18 protein-coding genes are annotated in these 23599 nt (G+C 62.4%); all 18 read right to left on the bottom strand.

What is annotated here, in order from left to right:
* Positions 1 to 33 precede the first annotated feature (33 nt).
* The gene (locus ABEG21_RS17765; protein ID WP_347557953.1) at positions 34 to 4329 is read right to left on the bottom strand and encodes a type VI secretion system protein; all 4296 of its coding nucleotides are present in this window, start codon (positions 4327 to 4329) and stop codon (positions 34 to 36) included.
* Positions 4330 to 4363: 34 nt separating this feature from the next.
* Entirely contained in the window at positions 4364 to 5248 is an 885-nt protein-coding gene (locus ABEG21_RS17760; protein WP_347557952.1) for a DotU family type IV/VI secretion system protein, read from the bottom strand.
* Positions 5249 to 5252: 4 nt separating this feature from the next.
* Entirely contained in the window at positions 5253 to 6584 is a 1332-nt protein-coding gene (gene tssK / locus ABEG21_RS17755; protein ID WP_347557951.1) for a type VI secretion system baseplate subunit TssK, read from the bottom strand.
* Positions 6581 to 7081, bottom strand: coding sequence for a hypothetical protein (locus ABEG21_RS17750; protein ID WP_347557950.1), 501 nt, complete (start codon positions 7079 to 7081; stop codon positions 6581 to 6583). The genes tssK and ABEG21_RS17750 overlap by 4 nt, the downstream gene beginning before the upstream one ends.
* Positions 7082 to 7110: 29 nt before the next feature.
* Entirely contained in the window at positions 7111 to 8667 is a 1557-nt protein-coding gene (locus ABEG21_RS17745; protein WP_347557949.1) for a cation:dicarboxylase symporter family transporter, read from the bottom strand.
* A 13-nt stretch (positions 8668 to 8680) separates the two neighbouring features.
* Positions 8681 to 9955, bottom strand: coding sequence for a cation:dicarboxylase symporter family transporter (locus tag ABEG21_RS17740; RefSeq protein WP_347557948.1), 1275 nt, complete (start codon positions 9953 to 9955; stop codon positions 8681 to 8683).
* A 22-nt stretch (positions 9956 to 9977) separates the two neighbouring features.
* The gene (locus ABEG21_RS17735; RefSeq protein WP_347557947.1) at positions 9978 to 11087 is read right to left on the bottom strand and encodes an ABC transporter substrate-binding protein; all 1110 of its coding nucleotides are present in this window, start codon (positions 11085 to 11087) and stop codon (positions 9978 to 9980) included.
* Positions 11087 to 11323 carry a hypothetical protein gene (locus tag ABEG21_RS17730; RefSeq protein WP_347557946.1) on the bottom strand — a complete coding sequence of 79 codons (237 nt, stop codon included), beginning with the start codon at positions 11321 to 11323 and terminating at the stop codon, positions 11087 to 11089. The genes ABEG21_RS17735 and ABEG21_RS17730 overlap by 1 nt, the downstream gene beginning before the upstream one ends.
* A 142-nt stretch (positions 11324 to 11465) precedes the next feature.
* On the bottom strand, positions 11466 to 11852 hold the full coding sequence (locus ABEG21_RS17725) for a DUF4280 domain-containing protein (protein ID WP_347557945.1): 387 nt from the start codon (positions 11850 to 11852) through the stop codon (positions 11466 to 11468).
* A 3-nt stretch (positions 11853 to 11855) separates the two neighbouring features.
* Positions 11856 to 12548 (bottom strand): toxin-antitoxin system YwqK family antitoxin, encoded by a 693-nt coding sequence (locus ABEG21_RS17720; RefSeq protein WP_347557944.1) that lies wholly within the window; start codon positions 12546 to 12548, stop codon positions 11856 to 11858.
* Positions 12548 to 14515, bottom strand: coding sequence for a type VI secretion system tip protein TssI/VgrG (gene tssI, locus ABEG21_RS17715; RefSeq protein WP_347557943.1), 1968 nt, complete (start codon positions 14513 to 14515; stop codon positions 12548 to 12550). The genes ABEG21_RS17720 and tssI overlap by 1 nt, the downstream gene beginning before the upstream one ends.
* Complete coding sequence (tssH, locus tag ABEG21_RS17710) at positions 14512 to 17364, bottom strand: type VI secretion system ATPase TssH (protein ID WP_347557942.1); 2853 nt, start codon at positions 17362 to 17364, stop codon at positions 14512 to 14514. The genes tssI and tssH overlap by 4 nt, the downstream gene beginning before the upstream one ends.
* 11 nt (positions 17365 to 17375) lie before the next feature.
* On the bottom strand, positions 17376 to 18548 hold the full coding sequence (gene tssG / locus ABEG21_RS17705; RefSeq protein ID WP_347557941.1) for a type VI secretion system baseplate subunit TssG: 1173 nt from the start codon (positions 18546 to 18548) through the stop codon (positions 17376 to 17378).
* A 14-nt stretch (positions 18549 to 18562) separates the two neighbouring features.
* Positions 18563 to 20362 carry a type VI secretion system baseplate subunit TssF gene (tssF, locus tag ABEG21_RS17700; RefSeq protein ID WP_347557940.1) on the bottom strand — a complete coding sequence of 600 codons (1800 nt, stop codon included), beginning with the start codon at positions 20360 to 20362 and terminating at the stop codon, positions 18563 to 18565.
* Complete coding sequence (tssE, locus tag ABEG21_RS17695; protein ID WP_347557939.1) at positions 20355 to 20861, bottom strand: type VI secretion system baseplate subunit TssE; 507 nt, start codon at positions 20859 to 20861, stop codon at positions 20355 to 20357. The genes tssF and tssE overlap by 8 nt, the downstream gene beginning before the upstream one ends.
* Positions 20862 to 20916: 55 nt before the next feature.
* A complete protein-coding gene (locus ABEG21_RS17690) occupies positions 20917 to 21399 on the bottom strand; it encodes a type VI secretion system tube protein Hcp (RefSeq protein WP_347557938.1) in 483 nt (160 codons plus the stop codon).
* Positions 21400 to 21526: 127 nt separating this feature from the next.
* Positions 21527 to 23020, bottom strand: coding sequence for a type VI secretion system contractile sheath large subunit (gene tssC, locus ABEG21_RS17685; RefSeq protein WP_347557937.1), 1494 nt, complete (start codon positions 23018 to 23020; stop codon positions 21527 to 21529).
* Positions 23021 to 23052: 32 nt separating this feature from the next.
* On the bottom strand, positions 23053 to 23586 hold the full coding sequence (gene tssB / locus ABEG21_RS17680) for a type VI secretion system contractile sheath small subunit (RefSeq protein WP_347557936.1): 534 nt from the start codon (positions 23584 to 23586) through the stop codon (positions 23053 to 23055).
* Positions 23587 to 23599 lie beyond the last annotated feature (13 nt).

The following is a 23599-nucleotide window of genomic DNA, read 5'->3' as shown; positions in this document are numbered from 1 at the left end:
CGCTGTCGACGACGCTGCATGCCGTCGACACGCCTACATACCATTCCAGGCCGGTGCACGCGTGGGCATGCTGCTCGGCCAGGCCAATGCATTCTTCTTGCCTGCCGGCATGATCTGCAGTTGCACGAAAACGCGTGCCTGACGCTGCGCCTGCGCGGCACTGGCCATATCCGCGGCGGGGCTTCCGCTTCCAGCGCGGCCGCTGCGGCCGTTGCCGTTGTCGACGGCTGCATTCGGTACCGCGGCACGCATTGCAAATGCAAGCTGCAGCGTGGGATTAGGTTCTTCGCTCGGCACGCCCAGACCGCTGGGTGCCGCGACCCGGAGCGTCTGGATCATCGTGAACAGCGACCACGGATCGTTGAAGCGATAACGCACCGTGCGGCCATCGGTGTCCATCGCCGGTTGCGCCAAATCGGGCTGCGCGACGAACGGCGAATTCTTCGCGATACGCAGTGTCAATGTCAGCGGCGTACCCAATGACCACCGTACCGTGCGGGTGCCGTTGTCAGGATCGCTCGCGCGAATCGTCTGCGTGCCTGCCGTCAAGGACCAATCGATGATCTGATTGCCTTCGCTTTCCGCTTGACGGTGCGTGCGGAATACGACGGCCAGGTCATAGCCGGCGCCAGCGGGGCCGGTTGCGGCATCGCCGGCGGCAGCGCTGGCGCCAGTGCCGAACAGCGGACCGAGCAGTGCGTCGACCTGCGCCATTTGTGCGGCAAAGCGCTGAACGGCTGCGCCGCCGCTTCCCGCGTCATAGCCGCGCGTGGCCGCTTTATGCATCGGCAGGACGTGCGCAACGGCTTGGTACAAGGCATCGACTTGCGCGACCTGACCCGGATCGGCGGGACGTGCCGGATTCAGGCCGAAAGGTGCGTTGCCGGCGAGATCCCGATTGAAAGCCGTCGCGAACGAGGTCCAACGCGTGCGGCCGGCTTGTGCTTGCTCGCGCGTGCACCGATTCGATAACTGCAGCCACAGGCGCTGATACACCTGCGAGAAGTAGTCGCCACCTTCGCCGGTGGGCGCGCTATTCCCTATCCGATCCGCGCACGCCGCAGTGCCGTCTTTCGCGGCGATGGCCCCGAGGAACTGCTCGATGCCGAGCAGCGCGCTGTTCGGATTTTTCAGCTTATAGCGTTCGAGATCACGCTCGATCGCTTGCCAGCGGATGGCCAGCGGCTGCATGGCGTCGCTGGGCGTCAAGGCGGCCAGGTACACCGCCGCTTGCTGTCCGAGCACTTGCGCACGCCCCGATTGCTGCGCGAGATAAGCAGCCAACCCTGCCGCATCGCGCACGCCAAACATGCCGAACAAGACGTTCTGCCCGCTGCTTGTCGTGCTGTCCCCGCCAGACGCGCCGCTACCGCCCGTCGCGACGGCGTACAGTTCGGAATTGATCAGCGCCGCTTCGACCGTTCCCAAATGTTCCATCGCATCGACGGACATGATGGCGCGCACCGCATTGGCCTGGGTATGGGCACCCAGCTCATCGAGGAAGGCGGCAATTTTGAGAAGGCGTGGAATGGCCGCCTGGAAGCCGGCCACGTCCGCGTCGCTGCCCGCGACCACCGGCGTCACGGTGACCGCGCCGGCAAGCTGATCCGTCGTGACGGCGACGAATTGCGCGTCCACCGCGGACTGCAAGGCCGCAACGCTGTTCGGCGCGACGTGCGCCAGACCATCGGTCAGATAGCGTTTGCGCACATCGGCCAAGGCCGTGATCTGATCGAGCTGCATCGTATCCCACACGAATACGCTGCCTGGCACGGCGGCGGGCAGCGTGCGTCCGCGCGGCGCGCTCATGAAGGGCTGATTCATCAGATTCGTCAGCGCGTCGCGTAGCGCGATCCGATCCGGGCTCAAGACGAAATGACTTTCCTTGGCATCCCATCGCACGCCGCTGTCAGGTGCGTCGAAGCGACGACCCGACGTTGCGCGAAAAGCGCTTAGCGCGGCATTCGTGTCGGTGCGTAAGCGATCCGCGGCTTCCGGTCCGAGCAACGCCACACGGCCTACCTGGGCAACCAATCGATCGAACGCCGTGCCCAGGGAGGGCCCATCCGGACGCATCCATGCGCCGCCGCTTGAGGCGACGAGATCGCTTTCCGATTGAATGCCATTCACGATCTGCTGGTAACGGTCCAACGATGCTGCCGTGCCACCGGTCCCGCCATCGATGGAGATCCCCGCCAAGCCATTGATCACATTGCGGTCGGCGAGGATCAGCGGATTGTTGGCGAATAAATGGTCGCCCAGCCGGCTCGTGCCTTTGTCGAGTGCGCATCGTGCGGCCGTACGCATGACCGGCAAGTCGTTATCGAAGAGCGGCCCGAGTCGGCCGCCATCGGCATAGAAATACGGCAATGCACGGCGCAGGTCGCCCTGAGGCTGCGTGCCGAGCGTATAGGCGATGACCAGACGCAGATCGTCGACGTTCGCCGTCGCCGCGCGACGTAGACGTTGTAGCGCGTCCAGCGTGTTCTGCAGCTGCGTCAGCGACGCGACGTAGCCCTGCAACGCGGCCATTTCCGGCTGATCTTCCACGCGCAGGCCCACGGGCCGCTGCGTGGCGGCGTTGGGAATAACCGGCGCGCGGCAGTCGGCACCGACGATCAACTGCCCCGTGCCAGGGTCGCGCTCGCTACCCGTCAAGGTCGCAACGCGTGCTGCAATCTCGCGCTGCACCGTCGTCACCGCCGACTCGCCGAAGGCGCGTTGCAGGCGTACGCCTACCGCACGTTGCAGATCGTCGAAGATGGGCCATGCGCCCGGCATGAAAACGTATGCCGAGGTCACGGGGTCGAACCGTTGGCTCAAGGACAGCAGCAACAGCGTGTTTTGTCGATCGGCGTCCGATGAGGGCGTGGCGCCGTCTTGCAGCACGGTGTCATGCAATTGTTGCTGGCGGTGCAATTGCCATAACGCATCCACCCATTGCCGGGCGCTTTGATGCAGCGCGGTGCTGGCGAACACCAGACCGACGCCCCAGATGCACAACAGGCCGATGGTCGTGTAGCGCAGACTTCGCCGCAATAGCGGACGGCTCAGATGTTGCGTACGCGACGGCCGCGTTAGCCCGCGCTCGGCGAAGACTTTGCGTTCGAACAGGTCGCGGAGGAACGCCGGTTGCAGCGATAACTGGCCAAGCAAGTCGTGTCGGCTTCTCGCGCCAAATCCCCCTGGCACTGCCGGGCCGATGCCGGTATCGCCGCCTTCGACCGGTGCAGCCGCGCTGCCAAAAACCGGCTCGCGCCAGTCCGCCTGCGCCATGCCGATCACCGTGCTCGCGTCGCTATCGAGCGCGGCCACGCGTTCGATGGACTCGCTGCTGTCGCCGGTGAGATAGATGCCGCGTAACAGGAACGGCTCGTGATAAGCGCTGGGGCGCATCAACTCGTCGGTATAGAGCCGCAGTTGTTCTCGCATCGCGTCGATACGGGAAGGCAACATACAGATGGCCGACGCGCGTTCCGGCGTCCCGTCCAGCGCCAACACCTCGGCGCCGACGTCCGATACAGAGTGCAGAATGCTGGTAAATGCCGCGTCGAGCCGGTCGGTCTGGTATTGCGTCGACAGATCGTACGGCGATGACCATCCCAGCATGCTAGCCCGCATCGTTTCCGGTAAGGCGCGTGCAAACGTCGAGAAGCCTTCGACGTGTTCACATTCGCTGATCACCAGATAGATGGCAAAGCGCATGGCAAAGCGATTCTGCGCCAGCCAGAGGCGACGATGGGCAAGCTTGGCGCGGCTTGTCAGTTCGCGACGGGCATCCACCGAATCACTGAGCAGTAAGGATGCCGGGACCGTGAGAACCAGCGAATCGAACGGACGTTGCGGCCGATAGGTGCGGCACAGGCCGAGGAACTCATCCCACGGCTTTTCCGCGGTGTCGCTGTCATCGTCGGGCGCGCCCAGGTATTCACCCTGAAGGTCGATGACGATGCCGTGATCGAAAAACTCCCAGCCGATGCCTTGCGTCGACGCCGCCGACGCCGATTCCGCGCTCAACATGCTCGCGACACCGGACTGTGCAATCGGCAATCGTCCCGCGTCGGCACCTTCGTTCAGCACCAGGACCCAGGGGATGTTGTAGCGCTCGTTGCGCGTGGCGATATTCGCTTCGATCAGCTCGACGGCATGGCGGAACGAGGCGCGCAGGGTGTCGCTGCGCAATCGCACGGTGCGCGGATTCCCGCGCGCCGATTTATCGGTGGCGCTGGCGGAGCGTCTGGCGGCAAAAAAGAACACGCCGCCCAGGACCGCGAGGATCACGAGCGCAAGCACCACCAACGAGATCAGGAACAGGCCGTTGCTTAGCATCCAGCGCTCCGATGGCTCACCCACAATACTGTTGTCATCGGTTGGCTCCGTCTGCCGTGAATTGGCCGTTCAATGCGCTGCGCACGTCCCAGGTGGTTGAAAGCCAGAGAATTTCGGATATTGCGAGCAGGGCGACAATCGCGATCAACACGCCGCTCAACCAACGGCTCAGCGCGGGCAACTTGCGCGGCGCGAGATGCGCCAGTGTGTAGGCATAGGCGGATTCGTCCAGCACGCGGTCCCGGCCGCCAAGGTCCGGTCGCCGTTGGAACACGAACTGGAACAGCTCCCGGCGGTAAGCGTCGAGCCGCGGGTCGTGTACCGTCGCGGGGCCGTCGGCGGGAGCGTCCGATTGGCCGTTTTTGCTGCCCATCGCGCTGCCGGCGCCCGGGAACGACAACTGGCCGCTGCTGCGGTACCGTCCCTGAAACCCCATCGCTATCGCCAGCAGATAGAGCCGTGCCACCTTGCGGCGTGACGGTTCGCGCTCGGCTAACAGCGCGTCGATACGTTGAAACACAAGATCGCCGGCGATATTGCTTTGGTACAGTGCGGATTCCAGCAGATGGCCCGTCCAGTGATCGCGACCAAGCCATGGCAGCGAGAGTAACAGTTCATCGGCGAGGGCGACTTTCAGGTAGCGCGCATCGCCGACGTTGTCCAATTCGAGACGGCTGACGTCGCGTTCGATTTGCGCGGTCTGCAATTCGAGCAGGCGCAGCAGGTAGCGATTCATCGATTGCGCCGCCAAGGCGGGATCGGTTTCGCGCATTTCAGCGACACGCGCGGGGGCGCGGAGCACTTCGTCGATGAAGCTGCGGAATTGCTCGCTCAGCAGGTCGCTGTCGGATTTCAAGCGGTCGCGGCTGGGCAGGTCATTGCCGTCCGTGTTCGACGAAGACAGAGAAAAGGGTGACATCGGTCTAGCCTCGCGAGAACAGAACGACTTCCTGCGGCCGCAAAGCCGCCGCATTTTCGTTGACGTGGCTGATCATCAAGGACTCGCCGGGCAAGATATCGCCACGGGAAGCGTCCAATGCATAAAGCAGGTAACCGGAACCGGCTCGGACGCCCAGTTCCGGAGCCTCGTCCACGCGATAGCGCGCCGCGCCCAAGACGCGGCGCTCACGCAACGACGGATACAACGGCGCCGCGCCGACGATGGCACCACTCATCCAGCCCGTCAGATCTTTTTCCGATTGCCCGCGCAGGCCGATATACAGCCGTTGCGGCAATGCCTCCGCCGAAAGCCGCAACTGGAAGGTTCCGGCATTCATCTCGAATTTCAGTTCGCGGTACTGTTGGCTGACCTCGGCGATGGCCGCATCGAGCCAGCCCAGCAGCGGCTCGAATATCGCGCCTGGATCGGCGTGATCGTAATCGAGCGGAACCGGCGGTACCGCGCCCGGCTTGAGCAGCGAGAGTGAGCCCAGCATCTTGGTCAGCGCGAGATACAGCGGTAGAGGGTGCAGATGCGGGGTGCGCAAGACCGCTTCCACTAGCGGCAGGTCCGACAGCAAGCTGCGCAAACGGTCGCGGAGTTCGAGTTGCGCGAGTCGCTCGTCAATGCGTGAGGACGGATTCGCCGTCTGCTTGGCGATAAAGGCGGCCTTCGCGCGAAGCTGCGCGAGTAAAGCCGCCACCCGCTGCCAAAGCGACATGTCGGGCTGCACTTCGAGCAGCGGCGGAAGCGTACGGTTCAGGCGATAGACCTCGTTCTCGCGCACCAATGCGCCCAGGCGTAGCGATGTGTAATGCACGGAGGGCACCTCGCCAATGTGCAGGGTCAGATTGGCGATCTGCAGCGACAGGTCCATCGGCGGCGCGTCGGATACGTCGTCATCCACCAGCGGCCCGGGTACGGACCGATAGCGCCGCACCCCGCCCTTGTGCCGCATCGTGCGGGTGACAGGCAAGGTCAGATAGAGGTCGAGCGCCTGACTATCGAGCTTGTCGGCGAAGGGATGCAGCGCGATTTCCAACGGCGCGTGCAAGGGATCCGCGCTGTCGTACGAGATGGCAGTTCCGTCGGGCATCAGTGCGTCGAGCGAGAGCACGCGCAGCCAGCCGCCGGGCAGCAGGTTCGCATCGATCGACAGGTTACGCACGCCCCAGGCGAACGGCGCGGCGGCGAGCGTATGCCAGGCCGCCAGGCTGTCCATGCGCGCATTCATTTGCTGAAAGTGCTGCGGGGACAGGATCATCCCCTCGTGCCACTCGACGCGTTCGACCAGCGGATTGCGAGGGTTGCTCATGGCAAGGTCTCCAGCGTATAGCCGTCGGTCTTCATCGTGATGACCAGACGTCCTTTGAATGTGTCGATGCGTTGCCGGTGTGCGCCCGGCGCGGCGTAGTTCGCGAAAACCAGCACGCCGGCAACGCGCGGGCCGGCAAAGGTACGACGGTCGATATTCAGCGTCTCGCCCGGCACCACTTCCCAGCTGCGGTAGCGCAGCGTGGTGGGATACGTGGCAGCCAGATCGTCGCGCTGCGCAAACCACTGCGATGCCTGCAAGGCGATCAGCTTGTCCAGCGTGGCTTGATCGCTGATCATCACGACGTCCACGGCCAGCGGGCTGTTGTGATTGACGTCGGCCGTGGCGATCAGCGTGGTTTCGCGCCAATTCACGCGCTCGCCTTTCATGCCCAGCAAAGCGCATCCATTCAGCGTGCAAAGCGCGGTAAGCAAGGCCGGTAGCACCAGGCGCCGCCATCCGGCGCGTCTGGGCGAGGGGTTGCCATTCGTCAACATAGTCCTTTCCGTTCGCATAACGTCGTGCGTCATCGCGCCCCCACGCCAATGCCGATGAGCACGACAAACGCAGCGATCAATCCACTACATGCCACTGCCACCGCAAGTTGTGTTCGCGTGAACGCGAAGGTGATGGTGCCGGCCGGCGTCATCCCGCCGCGTCTGTCGCCGAGTTCGCCGCGTCGTGTGCCGCGTACGATTTCAGCCCGCTCCGACGGCAAGCCGGTGGACGCGAGGGCAGTCAACGCGCAAACGAACAGCACCGACAGCAGGTTGCGCGCACCGCTGCATAGCGGATCCACGCTCAATAGTAAAAAGACCACCGCATCGGCGGGCAACTGGAGAAACGAGAGTACGAACGTAACATAGCCAATACTGGCTGCCGCCCCATATCCCGCCGACAACATGGAGGCCAGCGCCGCGCCGAGCCAAATCAGCAACAGGGACGTGGCACCTAACGGATAGTGATACAAGGTCGCGACGAAAATGGCGACGCAGGCGTAATACACGGCGTTCCCCACGCGTACGAACACGGTACCGAAGGGAACCAATAATTCGGCGACGGCGCGACTGTAGCCCAGCTGTGCGCTCATCGTATCGATGGTGCTGGGAATCGATGCGATGACGCTGCCCGAGGTCAGGCTGATCAGCATCGGCGCGTGCAATGCGTCAAGGACGGCACGCAAGGGATGGCCGCCGCAGCGACTGACCGTATAGACGGCAATCGATCCAAGGACTGCGACGGCAAATAGAAAGGTCAGGACCAGGCCGCTCATCGCGGCCAATGTCTGCAGGCTGATCTGATCGACCAGATGCGCCGTCATCCCGAAAGCGAGCACCGGAATGCAAAGATTGGCCCGATCGATAATGATTTCGAGAGTGCGATACGCCCCTTCGAGGATATGACTCAGCGACTGACTCTGCGTCTTCGACAGACGGGCGAACGCCAGGCCGAAGAACAGCGTACCGGTCAGAATGCCGAGGAGACGCCCGCTGGCCAGGATATGGTAGAAATTATCCGGTACGACATCGCGCAAAGACGGATCGTTGGGCATCAATTCGGCGACGCTCATGGGGCTTGCGGTCGCGCCGATCGCGCTCATTGCATCGGCGTTGCTCGGCCCGTCCAGTGGGCTGGCGGCCGCGTTGGCATTGCCCGCGTGGCGTGTCGATTCGGCGTCGCCGTCCGCGGCGGCGTCAGGCGCGAGCGTCATCGTGTCGGCTTGCGCCCCTTCGACGATGCTGCCCAGGTAGGCGCGTTGGCCGCCGTCCAGTTGCGCGCCGGGACGGGCGGCGATGCTGATCAGCGTGGCGGCAAGCGTCGTCGCGAGCACCAAGGCCAGCGCCAGCGCGGCCATCATCGCCAACCGTAGTACCGGACGCGGCAGCGCCGCAATCTGGCGCAGGCCGAAGAAGCCGGCGACCACCTGCAATGGCAGCGCGGCCATGGCGACGATGGCGAGATAGACGGTACCGAGCGTAAAGCCAATGTCGCCCAGCACGGGCAGATAGGCGCCGGCCACTGCCCCCAGCACGATGCAGAGCAAGATGATCCACGGATTGGCCAAGCGCTTTTGCAATGTCATGCAGTCACCGCCATCAAACCTTCAAGGGACGCGGACAGATCAGCGCCACGGCGGCAGTATTGCCAATGACCAGCACCAGTGTCCGCAGAATATCGCAGACAGGATCCACCGCCAGGAACAGCACGAACGCCGCTTCGAACGGCAGACGGAGATAGGCGCAGGTCATGCTGATCAGCGAGACCGTCACGAGGCCGGTCATGCCGGCGGACGCAAATCCGGCCAGGATCGAGGCAAAGATCACCGTCGTGATCTCGATCAAGCCGAGTGTGTGACCATAGAGTTGTGCGATGAACAGCGTCGCGCAGACGTAATAGACCACCGGTCCGATGCGCAATAAGGAGATGGCCAAGGGCACGAGCAATTCGACGCGGGCGCGGGCGAAGCCCATATCTTCGACCAGGCTTTCGATCATGATCGGCATGCAGGCCGCACTGTTGCGCGTTGCCAGGGCGAGCGCAAAAGGGCCGCGCAATGCATTGAGCGTTACCGAGGCGCTTTGCGCGGAGCGCTTCCAGATCAAGGCGACCGCCAATAACAACAGCAGCACCGAAGCCAGTGCGAAGGCGCCGACAAATTGCACCATCGCGTGTAAAGGGCCGGGCCCCGTCTTGGCGATCTGCGATGCGCTCATGCAGAACAGGATGAGCGGTAACGGGTAGCTCAACCAGTGCATCAGTTTCTGGCAGGCGTGATAGACCGTCTCGAGCGCTTGCGTCAGACCATCGGAAATGCGCGATGGCACGTAGCCGACCGCCAGGCCGAAAAGCAAGGCGAAAACCAGTGCCTTCAATGCTTCACCGCCCGCCAGCGCCGCGAAAATATTCGTCGGAATCAAGCTCAGCAGAATGTCCGAGAAGCCCGGCGACCGCACGACGGTATCCACGCCATAGAGATCCATGACGGTGTCCGTGGACCCTAGATTGCCGCCGACGATCTGACCGAAGGTTTGCATCGTCGCATGTGACAGTCCCTGACCAGGACGTACCACTATCAGTACCACGGCGCCGACGATGGCGACCACGAGCGACGCGCCCAGGAACACCGCCGCCACCCGGGCGAGTAATTTGCCGGTGCCGCCCACGCGTAACAGACGCTGCAGGCTGAAGATGACCGCCGAAATCATGAAGGGCAGCGTGGTCATCTTCAGCAGATCGACGTAGACATCGCCCAACGTCGACAGGCGCAGCGCTGCCTCGGGGGCGAGCATCCCGAACGCACCGCCCAGTGCCAGGCTGCTCAGGACGACCCACGGATTAAGAACGATCGTGTACAGTTTTTTCGCATTCATCTTAAACATACCTCGTGACTGCTCATTGGTCTAATGCGCCAAGCAACTGGGAGACATCGAGTCGTCCGTTGTGCTCGGTGAGGAATTCATTGACGAATGCCAGTAGAGTGGGTTCGTCCACACGTACACCGATCGCGAGCGTATCGGTCAGGTCTTTGAACGTCACGGTGCGCAGCGTCAGCGCACTGGTCGGATCGGACTTCAATAAGCGCTTGATTTCGAACTCGTCGCGGTAGGCGGCGACGACGTCGCCGTTCTTGACGGCTTGCACGACGGCATCCCACGTCGGGTAGCGCGCCAGAGTCGCGTGCGGGAAGTTCCGCTTCGCATATTCTTCGTACGACGACCCGGCAATGACACCGAGCGTGCCGTCGAAGCTGCGGATGACTTCGGTAAGCGGGCGCTTGCGTGCAATGGCGGCAAAGCGCAACCGATTGAGCAGCAAGGCACGGTTCAGCGTGACGTAAGGCTGGCTGTAGGCAATCTCGCGCGTGCGCGCGAGCGTTTGCGACAGCTTGCTGACCGCCACGTCCGCATGACCGCTGGCAAGCAGTTGCACCACGGCGTCAAATGTCATGGCGGAGCGATCGAAACGCACGCTGACGCCGAGCGAGTGCGCCAACTCCTTCGCCAAGTCGACTTCGACCCCGACCAGTTGCCCCTTCTTTTGATAGAAGAACGGCGGGCTATCGACGCCGAGCATCGCCACGACCAATTCGCCGCGCTGGACGATGGGTGCGATATCGGATGCGACCAGACGGCCGTCCGGTAATTGAACGACGTGCACCGGGCCGCCGGCGCTCACCAGAACGGTGAGCGGCGCGGACGGCGTGGCGCTGGCCGCGGGGAGCGCGGTAACCGTTGTAGGCGTGCTTGCCGTTGCCGTGGTCGCCGGCTTTCCCAGCGTAATGGCACTTTGTGCGTCGGTACTTGGCTGGGCGTACGCCGTCATCGATACCATCGGCGTCAGCAGTGTCAGCGGCACGGACAGGGCGCAAAGGGCGCTTTGCAGCGAGCGGCGCGACACCGTGCGTTCGCCGTGTGCCGATGGCGTGGACGTCGATGACGACCTGGCCGGTCGGAGACGGCGCAGCCCGAGCGCGATGTGGTTGGGAAGAGAAAACAAACGCATCACTGCTCGCTCGTGTCTTGAGGGGAGGAAGAGGACAGCGCGCCAGCGGCGCCGGTGCCTGAGACGTCCGGTGCACGCACCGATGCCGTGGTGGCAGCGCCACCGATACCCGCCGCCGGCCCGGCGTAACGCATGCCGATCTGAACACCCAGCAGAAAGAGGACAACGCAAAGGAGCACGGCGCACGCAGCGGCAATCGTGATCATTCGCGACGTCATGGTGAAGACGATCGTCATGGCCGAAACCGCCTTCGCATACGCGGTTCGGCGGGAATGATACGGTAGAAAATCATTTTTTTGTCACTCTGCTCATGATGGCCGATCCGAGCGTCTGATCCGCGCCATCGCCGTCTTAAAAATTCGGTGATCGCGTCTGTCATCACGCCACCATCGTGGTGAATTGCGACGGCGCCATCACCTGGATGACGCCCCCATAGCTGCACATCGCCTTCGAAGCCGTCTGGAGCGCCGGAAACTTGGCCAACATCACGGTCGCGGAGCCGGGCGCCCACGGCGCCGCGGTTGCCGGAATGCACGGCATGGGCGTGAGCACCCCGAGCGCCGCTGCCGTGGCCGCGGCTACCATCGGGTTCGCCGGACACATGCAGGTGCCGAAACTGGGAATGTTCAGCATCGGTACGACATCCATGATGTTGGCCGCCGGCGCGCCACACAGGATCGCGTTGGCCGGCAACACCGTCATGGCGCCGGGCGCCGCGCCGAACGAACATTGCAACATCGCACCGGAGGTGACGAGGATGGGCATCGATCAGCTCCCGGTGCGTCTATCGAAAGACGCCGCGGGCAGCGGCGCGACCAACTTGCCCTTGCGATACATCCGCGTTTCCCGCACTTTGCCGTCGGGGCCAAAGCGCATCACGGCGCCATCGAGGACCCCTGCGACGTACGTTGCCGTTTGCGTCGTGCGGCCTGCCGAATCAAGCTCACGATAGGCCCCGTGTGGCACGCCTGCCCGGTAGGACATTTCGCGAATCAGCACGCCTTCGTCGTAATAGCACGCCCGACCATCGAGTTTTCCCGCGCGATAATCGAGCCGCGCGTTGATCTGTCCGTCGGGCGCGTAACACAGCGTTTCGCCCTCCTGCTTGCCGGCGACAAAACGTTGTCGACTGATAGGCTGGCCATGGGCGTAAAGCATGGTGACGCCGTGCTGCAGGTCGTCGCGATACTCGGCGCGACGCACCAAGTCGCCTTCGTCGTCGAAGCTCTGCATCTCGCCGTGGCGCTGGCCGTTGCGATACTGCAGCGTCATCAGCGGCGCGCCGTTTGCCGCATAACGCGCCACTTCGCCATGCGGCACACCGTTCACCATCGGCGTGCGACCAATCAATGTGCCATCGGCACCGTGTTCCTCGATGAGCTGCAACGCCGTTGCGCCCGCGCTATCCGGATGCGATGGCGTAGGCACGATGGCGGGCGACGCGATGGGTGTCATAGGCATCAGTTGATCGACACGAGGCCGCCTTTCAACGTCAACATGCCGCCACCATCGACGGTTTGACTTGCCGATGCCTTGTTTTGGACCTCCAATCCGCTATTCGTTAATGTCGTACCGGCTTTGTTGTCCACCGTCGTGCCGCCTTGATTCGTCAAAGCGGTGCTGGCCTTATTCGTCAGCGAGGCGCCTGCCTCGGCAATGAAGTCGGTTCCAGATTTCAGCGACAGCGTGGTGCCGGACTTGATCGAAATACTGCCTTGTACATCGATGACCAGATCGCCACTGATCTTCCACGTCGCGTTGCCGCTGATGGTGTGCGTGAAATCGGCCTGATTGGTGTGGGTTTCGGCGTCGGTGATCGTCAAATCGCGTTTGCCCTTGACGCCGTGGGTTTCATTGCCGGTCTGCACCGCGATGGTCCGATTGCCCTTCGTGATCGTGTGCGTCTCGTTACCGGTATTCAACGTGGTGGCGAGATCATTCTCGATGACCACCGACATGTCTTTTTGTGCGTGGACATAGAGCTGTTCGGCATCGAGCTTGTCCTCCATGCGGATTTCATTGCCGGCCGTGCCGTTCTTCGACGATCGCGTCCGGATCACGCTGTGTGTCGGGTCGCTCTTCAGTGCGATGGGGGTGGTCTGTACGTCGTTGTAGACGCTGCCGGTGATCAAGGGCAGATCGGGATTACCGTCGAGGTAGGAGACCAGCACTTCCTGACCGATGCGCGGCAAAAAGAGATGTCCCCAGCCTTGGCCGGCGACGGTTTGCGCCACGCGCACCCAGCAAGAGCTGCTGTCGTCGTGCTTGCCGAGCCGGTCCCAATGCATCTGCACCTTGATGCGGCCGAGCGCGTCCGTCCAGATTTCTTCGCCCGACGGTCCCACGACCACCGCCGTATGCATGCCGGACACCCGAGGGCGCGGCGTGCGGGGCGGCGCACGAAATGTCACCTCCGAATCAAACCCGGTGAAGGCATTCGAGTACTCGGTCCGCGTGGCGTGGTGCGTGACACTGCGCAGGACATGCTTTGCATTCAGCGCCGTGCGCGGATGATGGTTGAGGGTAAACATGCCGCCCGCCGTCATCATGTAGCAGAGACTGCTCCCCTGCAGCGTGGCCTTGTCGACTTGCGCGGCGTCCGAATAGACTTGCGCCAGACGCTGGCCATCCGCCGCGCCCGCATAGCCGCCGGGGAAGACGTAGTGCGATCCGCGCCCCGATGCGCCCTCGACGCTGGAGAGCAACGATGTCGCGGACGTTTCGTACGCGTAGTCGTTATAGCTCACCTTTTGCAGCACCAGCGAATTGGCCAGATCACACTGAGTGACGCTGAATACCGAGCTGACAGGCTGACTTTCCGGTGCGTAACTGAGCGTGGCCGCGCCTTCGAGGGACGCATACGCCGATGTCGCATCGGCGAGCACCAAGGTGTGCGCTTCGCTCGTGAAAGTGAAGAAATAGAAGATACCGTCCTGCTCCATCAGGCGGGAGATGAAGTCGAAGGCCGTTTCGTCGAAACGCACGCAATAGTCGCGTGCCGTGTAGGTGCCGGAGAGCTTGTCCTGGAAAGCGATGCCGTTATCGGACAGAATCTGCTTCACGATCTCCGCCGATGACAGATTCTGATAGATCACACGGTCGGTGCCCAGTGTCAGAAGCCACAGTTTCGGGACGACACGCGCAAGATAGACCGCATCGCCCCGTTTGCCCCCGGCATATTGGCATTGCGTCACCATGCCGTTGAAATAGCGCGTGGGGGAGGTGGTGGGCGAGAGCGTGACCGTGACGGCTGCGCCTACCAGCGACGACATGTCGACATCCGCGCTGGCGCTGCGCATCGTCAATTGGAAATCGAATAGCGTCGAGAGGCCTTCGGAACCCGAAAACTGTTCGAGCAGCAACGCATCGGCGCCAAGTGGCGTCGAGACCGATAGCAGCGCGCCCGACTGGGTATATCCGTCGCTCATTGTTGCGTCGGCTCCTCGTGCTGGGCGCCGTCATGCGCGATGTCGGCGGCGAATCCCGGCGTCGCACGGGTGGACGACATCGGCGCATGCTTATTGCGCAGCGCGAGTTGGAACGCGAACGATCCGTCAGGCGCAAGGGTCATGCGCACCGTATCGAAGGGGTCGTCCATCGACATCCGTTCGAGCACCAGGCGTGACAAGGCGGGAAGCACCATTTGCGTCAAGATAAAATCGATGTTCCGCGCGCCGCTGTCGACTTCGGTGCAACGCTGGGCGATCGCGTCGGCCACTTCCAGGCTCCAGCTGAATTCCGCGCGATGATGACGCGCGAATCGATCGACTAGCTTGGCCAGCTTCAATTCGACGATCGCGCGAATCTGTTCGTCGCCTAGCGGGTAGTACGGCACCAATACCAGCCGGCCCATGAAGGCAGGGCTGAATCGCTGCTGCAAGGCTGGGCGGAGTTGCTCGGCCAATGCGCTGACATCGGGGCGCTGGCCGTTGCTGCAGGCATCGGTGATGACGTCTTGCGCCGCGTTGGACGTCAAGAGGATCACCGTGTTGCGGAAATTAATCGGTACGCCTTCGCCGTCATCCATGGTCCCTTTGTCGAATACCTGGAAGAACATTTCCAGCACATCGGGATGGGCCTTCTCCATTTCGTCGAGCAGCACGACGCTGTAAGGCCGGCGACGTACGGCTTCCGTCAATACGCCGCCACGACCATAGCCGACATAGCCGGGAGGCGCGCCTTTGAGGCCGGATACGCTGTGCGCCTCCTGAAATTCCGACATATTGACGGTGATCAGATTGCGTTCGCCGCCGTACAGTATGTCCGCCAACGCTGCCGCCGTTTCCGTCTTACCCACGCCGCTCGGACCCACCAGCATGAAAACGCCGATCGGCTTGCCGGGATCATCGAGGTTTGCGCGAGATGTCTGAACCCGTCTTGCGATGGCATCCAGGGCCTGTGATTGACCTTTGACGCGTGCAGCGAGCTTCGATTTCAAGTGCAGGATCGTATGCACTTCGTCGGCCATCATGCGGCCGACGGGAATGCCGGTCCATCCTGAAATCACGTCAGCCACGGTCGCGCCGTCGACGCACACCGGTACCATTGGGTCGTCGTTCTGAATGGACTCCAGGCCTTTTTCAAGGCGGCGGAGATGCACTGATAAATCCGCTTCCGAGAATTCATCGATGGACGCGTCGTCGGTCGTACTATGCGTGTCGCTGCTGTCGTCGCTGACGGGGGCAGCATGGGTATCGCCATGCGCGTTGGCAGCGGATAACGGATCGCGCTTCGTCGTCTCGGCGATGCGTTTGCGCATTGCCAGGATTTCGCCCACCACCTTCTTTTCGGCATCCAGCTTTTCCGCCAGGCGGCGCTGGTGTTGACGGACCTCGCTGAGTTCCGTGTCGACGGCTGCCAACGCTTCGGCGCGATCCAGACCCGTCGCGGCCTCGTGGCGCAAGACGCGGCGTTGGCTTTCCAAGCTGACGGTGGTACGATTCAGCGCCTCCAGCTTGGCTGGAATACCTGCTTGCCCGATGGCCACGCGTGCGCAGGCCGTATCCAGCACGCTGACCGCCTTATCCGGTAATTGGCGTCCCGAAATATAGCGTTGTGACAGGCGCACGGCATCGCATACCGCCTCATCGAGAATCTCTACACCATGGTGCGCTTCGAGCTTGGCCACCACGGCGCGCAGCATCTCGATGGCGACGGCTTCCTCCGGTTCATCGACTTTCACCACCTGGAAGCGGCGCGCCAAGGCCGGGTCGCGTTCGACGTACTTCTTGTATTCGGCCCAGGTCGTGGCGGCAATCGTCCGCAATTCGCCGCGCGCCAACGCCGGTTTCAGCAAGTTTGCCGCATCGCCTTGGCCTTCGGCCCCGCCGGCACCAATCAATTGGTGTGCTTCATCGATGAACAGCACGATGGGTAGCGGTGACGCTTTCACTTCGGCGATGACCGATTTCAGACGGTTTTCAAACTCGCCTTTGACGCCGGCGCCTGCTTGCAGCAAGGCGAGATCCAGTGAATGCACGCGCACCTTCTGCAAAGCGGGCGGTACGTCGCCATCGGCGATGCGTTGTGCGAAGCCCTCGACCACGGCCGTTTTACCCACGCCCGCCTCGCCGGTCAGGATGGGATTGTTTTGACGACGGCGCAGCAAGACGTCGATGAGCTGCCGGATTTCGATATCGCGACCGGTGATCGGATCGATACGCCCGTCCGCCGCCTGCTGCGTCATGTCGATGGTGTATTGATCGAGCGAAGGCGTGGCGCTACGCGCGCGCGCGCCGACGGATCCACCGCTCGTCGGCATGCCGCCCGCGGCCTGCGACGGGTTCGCCGAATCCAGTCCGCCTCGCCCATGCGGGCTCAGCACCGATGGCAGCATTTCCCGCAGGCGCGCCCGGGGAATCTTCAACATGCCGGGACAGCTCTCGATCAACGTGCCGCGCAGGCTATCGACTTCCAATGACGCCAGGATCAATGCGCCGACGCGGACCTGTTGCTCGCCGAGCAGCATCGATGAGAGTAACCACGCCTCCTGGAACAATGGTCCGAAATTCGGCGACAAGGCCGGCGTCCGACCGTTTCCGCGCTTGAACGCATCGACGGCGGCTTGCAACTGGCGTTCGATGCCGTCGCCAGCCACGTCGAAAACGCGCAGGATCTCGATAAAATCGGCCGCGTCGGCGCGCAGCAATTCGAGCAGCAGGTGCTCGATTTCGACGTTGAAATGCGTGTGCTGGACGCAGCTTTCGGCGGCTTTCTCCATGCCCCGCTTGCATTCCGGATCGAGGCGTCCCAGCAGGTCGCGAATGTCGATTTGCATCTGGATGTCTCTCAGGCGTGGCGCACGGACTGACCAGCGTATCCGGCCGGTGGCAGTGTGAGTCGAATGTCGGGAAGTGGCTGGCGGGCAACGCCATCGGCCGGCACACCGTCTTGTCGCTTTGCAAGCCAACTGGTCCATCCGAGGCGCAACGGCGGCACCGATCGATCGCCAGCGGCGCCTTCGGGCAACGGGGTATGCAGGCGGGGCGGCGCGTGGACATCGCCTTGCAGTTGCAGGCGCAGATGGACTTCGAGCGGAGACTGCAGAAAGCGTCGGACCAGCCAGGTCAGTAAGGCATAGGCTTCGCCGCCCGGCAGAAATCGTTCGAGCGTCTCGCGCGTGTCCACCACGCAGGTCAATTCGATGCCCGCGCCCTGATCCCAGATACGTGCACCTAGCGCCCGACCGCCACCCAGCCGTGCGCGTTCGCCATGAAAGCCGAACCGATCTTCCGGCCCCAACGGCAGCCAGCCGCCCACGAATTGTCGTGCGTGCACCGGCACCCGCAAGCGGTCGCGTAATAAGGTGATCAGCGCATTGACCGAACGGGGTCCTGGGCCAAGCAGACCCGCATGCTGCAACCACGATTGCTGCGCCACGCCGTCTTGCGCATCGCCGTGGCGCAGGTTCGCGAGGTCGTCGATGCCACGCAGTAGCGGCGGCGTTTGATCTGGCGCGGCACCCGGCGATGGCAACCGCGACAGTGCCGGAATATGCTTTTTCCGTCCGCGATACAGAAAGGACAGAAAGCGGTGATTGAAGATATCGAGAAACGCCGCCATGGCGGGATCGCGCGCAACGTTATGCTGAATCACTTTCTCGGTGAATACCGATGGCAGCGGTCCTTGCGCCCCAGCGAGCGTCAGCGCGGCGGTGGATAGCACGTAGCGCGGCGCATAGGTATCAAAGCCGACGCCGCGGATGTCGGCCGGTGAAAAACTGAGCGACACATGGGCGGTAAAGCGCACCCCCTCGTTACGACCGTTTCCTGTGCCGATCGGTGCGCTATCGGGCGCGGCGCGCTCCAACAGGCTGATGGCCTGAAAAAGATCGTAGCGATACGGGGCAGCGTGAAGCGCGGCAACGCGTGGCAAGGCGAACGGCCCACCGTCGGCATCACCGTTCGCGGGCACACTCGATCCGATTGGTATCGCGCCCGTCTCGTCGCGCTTCGCGTGCATGGGATCGCGCTCCGTCATAGCAACGGTTGCAAGCCGGCCATTGCAGGCCAGGAACGCCAGCGCTCCTCGCGACCACGTGCATTGACCCGGACGAAGGCATTCACCGACGTATGCATGGCGAAAAAGCGACTCAGCACCGCGCCGAGCAATAGCGGTGAGCTGCCGGCAAACGCGTCTTCATCGAACTGCAGCGTGATATCGGTGCCGCGACAGAAGCCACGCCAGCCGTCCGTGCCGACATGCGCCGTCCCGGGACGCGCCGAAAGCGCCTGAATGCCGCGAATTTGCTTGTAGTCGCGCGCCGTTTGCGGCGAGAACAGTGTCAACAACTCTTGCAGCCATGCCGCGCCGTTGTCGGAATGCAGCAGCGAGTGGTAATTGCGCGTCAGCAACGACACCAGGCGCCACAACGTGGCGGCGCCGAGGGGCGGATCGTGTTGTGGCGTGGGTGCGTAAAGGCAGCGCACGCGGACATGCGCGGACAGGCCATCGATCCCCATTGCCGTGCCATGTCGCATCTGTTCCGCCAGACGGCGGTTGGTGCACAACACGTGCGCGTAGATCGTTTGTTCGGGCGGACAGGCGGGCGAATCGTCGCTATCGACGAAACTGATGGTCATGTCCGTGCCGGGCTGGCCCGGTCGCAACGACGACTCGCGCCGGGCGGACCAGCGGATCGCCCCCATTTTTGCGACGCCGCGCGCGGCGTCGTGCGTAATGCCGGCCGTGACGGCCGGAATGACCACTGTGCGATCGGTCATCGGATCGACGGCGACGACCTTTTCGATCGAGTGTATTTCGGTACTGGCGTCGCGTCGGTGGTCCGCTTGCAACGGATACTCGTAGCGTCGCCGATCCAGCACCACCGGCTCGCTGGTACGGCTGAACAGATTGACGGCTGGTACGCAGCCCATCATCAGATTCGAGGCGCGAAGCGCCGGCAGACGACGCATCGGCGAGCGCAAGCGCAGCAGAATCGTCGCACGATGACCGCGACCGAGGGCACCCGGCGGCAGTGCCAGATCGAAAAAATGAAATTTGCGCGGGAAGGCAAAATATTCCTGCAGCATCGTATAGGGCAGATAGCCGAATACGGGGGCATTCAACACCGTCTCGTCCTCTTCGAAACCCAACTCGCGCCAGGCATCGGACGGAAGCGTCACCGTCGTACCGGTCGCGCTAGTAGCAGACGGCGCGGCAGATACGACGTCGACGTGCTGCACGCCGCCCGCAAGCACGTCGTACAGCGGCATCGTCTCGGTCCAATCGCCGTGCAGATGGAAGCGCAAGCGGTCGATGTCGAGTTCCGAGAAATCCGCACCGCCCAGCGTTTCCAACGTCAGTTGGATGGCGAGATCGCCTACCGTCTCTGCCTGTGTGACATGAACGGGCCACAGCGTGGTGTCCCAGGCCGTGCGAAAACGGCACGTCTCGTCCTGCGCGGTGCGCGCGACCAGACCCGTGTGTCGAGGAATGCGATACCCGGCGGTGACTTTTCCCTTGTCCGCGTCGAAGTCGAGCTGCACGACGGTCATCGACGGTACCGGTTGACCCAGCGAGGGGCACACTGTGGCAAGCAACGCCGCTGGAATCTGAGGAAAGGATTGGTCCAGATCCCGATGCACCCGCGCCGCCAGGAACGCAGTGGATTCGATCAGGCGCTCGACATGGGGATCCAGGGCATCGCCACCGTGCAAGCCGAGATTGTTTGCGACCTTCGGATAGCGCTGTGCGAACGCGGCGCCTTGCTCGCGCAGATAGCCGAGTTCGCTTTTGAAGTAATCGAGGAGATCGTCGGAATTGGCTTCAGACATGGTCCGTCTCCCTGACGACGGAAGAGGGAACATCCGTGACGTCGATGACCTTCGACGCTTCGGGATTGCCGGACGCCGCCAATTCGAATTGGACGCGATGCTGGCGATGCGCGAGACGCAACGTGCCATTCACGCTGATACACGCGTCGGCGCCGCGAATCGCACTAGCCCGTACGCTCACCGTCACCGTGCGCAATCGCGGCTCGAACGTCGCGATCGCCCGTGCGATCGCCTTTTCCAGGTGCTGGCGGTCGAGCACCGAATCCATCGATAAAGCGGTGGTGTCGGGCAGCCCGTAATCGAGCACCGTCAGCATGCCGGTAAGGTAAGCATCCATCGCCAGACCCGAGCGCGAGGAGAACAAATTCTCCAGCTCGTGCTTGACGGACCGCCGCAGCCGCTGCCACTCGCTTTCGTGTCCTTCGTGCGTTGTCGTATCCGGCGCCGCGCGCAGGCGGTCGAATAACGGTATGGACGAGAAGGGCATCGAGTCTGACATGGCGGTATAAAGCGAGGCAGTGCTCGCGCGAGCGCTCGCGATGGAAGGCAGCCGCTTAGGATGCTGCGACGTTCGTCGTCAGGTCCCAACCGAACTGCGCCGTGCCCTTCTTCGTCGAATCGGTGCTTTGTTGCGTGAATTCGGTGGTGATCTTCGTATAGTTGATCGACAAGCTGTCCATGGAGCCGTTGCTGCCGCCCGACGTCGAGATGTTCGAGATCATCGCGTTCGTCATCACATATTTCGAGTATTCCATGGCCACGCCGCCTTCATTACGCATGACCGTCAACGTGATGTTGCCGAGCTTCGTGCCGGCGGTACAGGCAGCATACAACGGCGGCGTGGAGATGTCCGTCATCTTCGTCACGCTGATCTCGGAGAAGCTCGGGCGGCCCATCGTCCGTTCCGTATTCGCCACATCCATGTTCATCGGCAACGACACGCTCAGCGAGAACTGCTCGATGATGATCTTGCCGGCGTAGCCCGTAAGCGTTGCGTTACCGGCAATGCTGTCAATCGAAAGAACCAAAGTATCCATGACGGTGTGACCTAAATGTTGATATGTCGTGTAGGAGCCGCGCGCAGCCATCCGACCGGGGAGTCCCGGTCCTGGGCCTGCAGGTCAGGCGTCGTCAAACATCGAACGCGTCGTGATCAACCGGCAATCACGCTGCAGCGGGCGCCGGCAACTCGGCCACCAGACGCAGCGATGCCGTCAGCGTTTCCATTTGGAAATGCGGCTTCAAGAAGCAGGTTGCGTTGTAAGCACCCGGCTTACCCGGCACTTCCGTGACATCGACGCGGGCTTCGCTCAACGGGAAGCGCGCTTTGGCAGCTTGCGGTGCCGAGGCGTTCAACAACACGTATCCCGAAATCCAGTTGTTGAGGAAGTTTTCCACTTCGTCGCGCGTCTGGAAGCTACCCACCTTGTCGCGCATGATGACCTTCAGGTAATGCGCAAAGCGGGATGCAGCCAACACGTAGGGCAGGCGTGCCGACAACTGGGCATTGGCGTTGGCCGCGTCCTTGTTGTAGACCTTCGGCTTGTTGACCGTCTGCGCACCGAAGAACGTCGCGGAATTCGATCCCTTGGAATTGACTATGGAGATGAACCCGAGATCGTTCAATTCCTTTTCGCGACGGTCCGTGATCGACACTTCGGTCGGGCACTTCAGCGCGATATCGCCTTCGTCGGTCTTGAACGTGTGTGCCGCCAGACCGTCGATCTTGCCGCCGCCTTCCACGCCGCGAATCGCGGTTGCCCAGCTGTACTTGGCGAAGGCGTCCGTGATACGCAGACCGAGTTGGTAGGCCGAGTTCGCCCACAGATACTTGCTGTGGTCGCTGCCGTTGACGTCTTCTTCGAACTTGAAGCTTTCCACCGGTACCGTCGCGGCGCCATACGGCAGACGCGCCGCGTACGATGGCAGCGTCAGCGCGACATAACGGGAATCCTCTGATTCACGGAAGCCGCGCCATGCGGTCAGCTCGGCGCTTTCGAAGACCTTCGACAGGTCGCGTGGGACGCCCAGGTCTTGATAAGACTTCATATCGAAGAGTGCGGGCGCGGCAGCGCTGATAAACGGTGCGTGCGCGGCAGCCGCGACTTTCGAGATGCGCTCGAGCAGAGCGATATCCTGCGGATGACGACCAAATTGATAGTCGCCGATCAGCAAAGAGTAGGGATGGCCGCCGAACGTACCGTACTCTTCTTCGTACAGTTTCTTGAACAGGGCGCTCATATCGTGATCGACCGCGGACTCGAGGTCCTTCAGCAGTTCGCTCTTCGACACGTTCAGCAGGCGCAGCTTCAGGCGCGCGCTCGTTTCGGTACCATGGACCATGTCCGACAATCCGCGCCACGACGATTCCAATGCCTGGAATTCCGCGTCGTGCATGATGGCGTTGAGCTGGTCCGACAGCAGACGGTCGATTTCCGCGACGCGTTCATTGATCATTGCCACCACGCCCTTGTCCGGGCTGGTGCGCATGCCTTCGTCAAGAATTTGGGACGCGAGCTGACCGATCAACTGCTTCGCATACGTATTTTGCGACGGCTCGACGGCCATATTGCCTTCGTGCACGATCTTGTCTAGCAGACTGAGTTCAACCGTACTGCCGGCTTCCGCGGTGCTGGCGGCTTGCGCTTTCGTTGCCATAATAGAAATCCTCGAGATGTCCGGTCGTAGGGTTAGGCTGCAGGTGACGGTTCAGCGGTAGCGGTCGTCGGCGCGCCAGCGTTGGCCTCATCCTTGACTTTCTTCAGCTCATCCACGTTGCCCACGATCTTTTCGAGCAAGGAATCCAATTCGTCGTTACCGTCGAGCTTTGCCAGCAGGTCGCGCAATTGTTGCCGTGCTTCCAAAAGCTTCGCCAGGCGCGGTACTTGTTGCACCAGCGCGTCCGGATGGAAATCCGACATATTGCTGAACGACAAGGCAACCGGCACGGTGCCATCGCCGGCGATCGTGTTCGGTACCGTCAGTTCGAGACGCGGATTGATCTTTTCCATGACCTCGTTGAAGTTGTCGCGGTCGATCTCGACCATGCGCCTTTCCTTCAACTTGGGCAGCGGCTGCGACGGCTTGCCGGACAAGTCGGACAAAATGCCGACAACCATCGGCAGTTCACGCTTCTCGACGGCGTCGCCAAGCTCAACGTCATAGGTGATTTGTACGCGCGGCGGGCGATTTCGACCAACCCAGTGTTGCAAGCTGTTAGGCATCCTTCTTCTCCAA

The organism is Robbsia sp. KACC 23696 (genome assembly GCF_039852015.1).
Taxonomy (GTDB): Bacteria; Pseudomonadota; Gammaproteobacteria; order Burkholderiales; family Burkholderiaceae; genus Robbsia.
This window is presented reverse-complemented; position numbering and strand designations above follow the sequence as displayed.

What these genes read in the sequence shown, in the direction of transcription:
- tssC (WP_347557937.1), bottom strand. Translation starts at nt 23,020, where the DNA reads ATGGCAACGAAAGCGCAAGCCGCCAGCACCGCGGAAGCCGGCAGTACG.
- ABEG21_RS17760 (WP_347557952.1), bottom strand. Translation starts at nt 5,248, where the DNA reads ATGTCACCCTTTTCTCTGTCTTCGTCGAACACGGACGGCAATGACCTG.
- ABEG21_RS17740 (WP_347557948.1), bottom strand. Translation starts at nt 9,955, where the DNA reads ATGAATGCGAAAAAACTGTACACGATCGTTCTTAATCCGTGGGTCGTC.
- tssG (WP_347557941.1), bottom strand. Translation starts at nt 18,548, where the DNA reads ATGCACGCGAAGCGCGACGAGACGGGCGCGATACCAATCGGATCGAGT.
- ABEG21_RS17745 (WP_347557949.1), bottom strand. Translation starts at nt 8,667, where the DNA reads ATGACATTGCAAAAGCGCTTGGCCAATCCGTGGATCATCTTGCTCTGC.
- ABEG21_RS17765 (WP_347557953.1), bottom strand. Translation starts at nt 4,329, where the DNA reads ATGCTAAGCAACGGCCTGTTCCTGATCTCGTTGGTGGTGCTTGCGCTC.
- tssE (WP_347557939.1), bottom strand. Translation starts at nt 20,861, where the DNA reads ATGTCAGACTCGATGCCCTTCTCGTCCATACCGTTATTCGACCGCCTG.
- tssB (WP_347557936.1), bottom strand. Translation starts at nt 23,586, where the DNA reads ATGCCTAACAGCTTGCAACACTGGGTTGGTCGAAATCGCCCGCCGCGC.
- tssK (WP_347557951.1), bottom strand. Translation starts at nt 6,584, where the DNA reads ATGAGCAACCCTCGCAATCCGCTGGTCGAACGCGTCGAGTGGCACGAG.
- ABEG21_RS17690 (WP_347557938.1), bottom strand. Translation starts at nt 21,399, where the DNA reads ATGGATACTTTGGTTCTTTCGATTGACAGCATTGCCGGTAACGCAACG.
- tssH (WP_347557942.1), bottom strand. Translation starts at nt 17,364, where the DNA reads ATGCAAATCGACATTCGCGACCTGCTGGGACGCCTCGATCCGGAATGC.
- tssI (WP_347557943.1), bottom strand. Translation starts at nt 14,515, where the DNA reads ATGAGCGACGGATATACCCAGTCGGGCGCGCTGCTATCGGTCTCGACG.
- ABEG21_RS17720 (WP_347557944.1), bottom strand. Translation starts at nt 12,548, where the DNA reads ATGCCTATGACACCCATCGCGTCGCCCGCCATCGTGCCTACGCCATCG.
- ABEG21_RS17725 (WP_347557945.1), bottom strand. Translation starts at nt 11,852, where the DNA reads ATGCCCATCCTCGTCACCTCCGGTGCGATGTTGCAATGTTCGTTCGGC.
- ABEG21_RS17735 (WP_347557947.1), bottom strand. Translation starts at nt 11,087, where the DNA reads ATGCGTTTGTTTTCTCTTCCCAACCACATCGCGCTCGGGCTGCGCCGT.
- ABEG21_RS17750 (WP_347557950.1), bottom strand. Translation starts at nt 7,081, where the DNA reads ATGTTGACGAATGGCAACCCCTCGCCCAGACGCGCCGGATGGCGGCGC.
- ABEG21_RS17730 (WP_347557946.1), bottom strand. Translation starts at nt 11,323, where the DNA reads ATGACGATCGTCTTCACCATGACGTCGCGAATGATCACGATTGCCGCT.
- tssF (WP_347557940.1), bottom strand. Translation starts at nt 20,362, where the DNA reads ATGTCTGAAGCCAATTCCGACGATCTCCTCGATTACTTCAAAAGCGAA.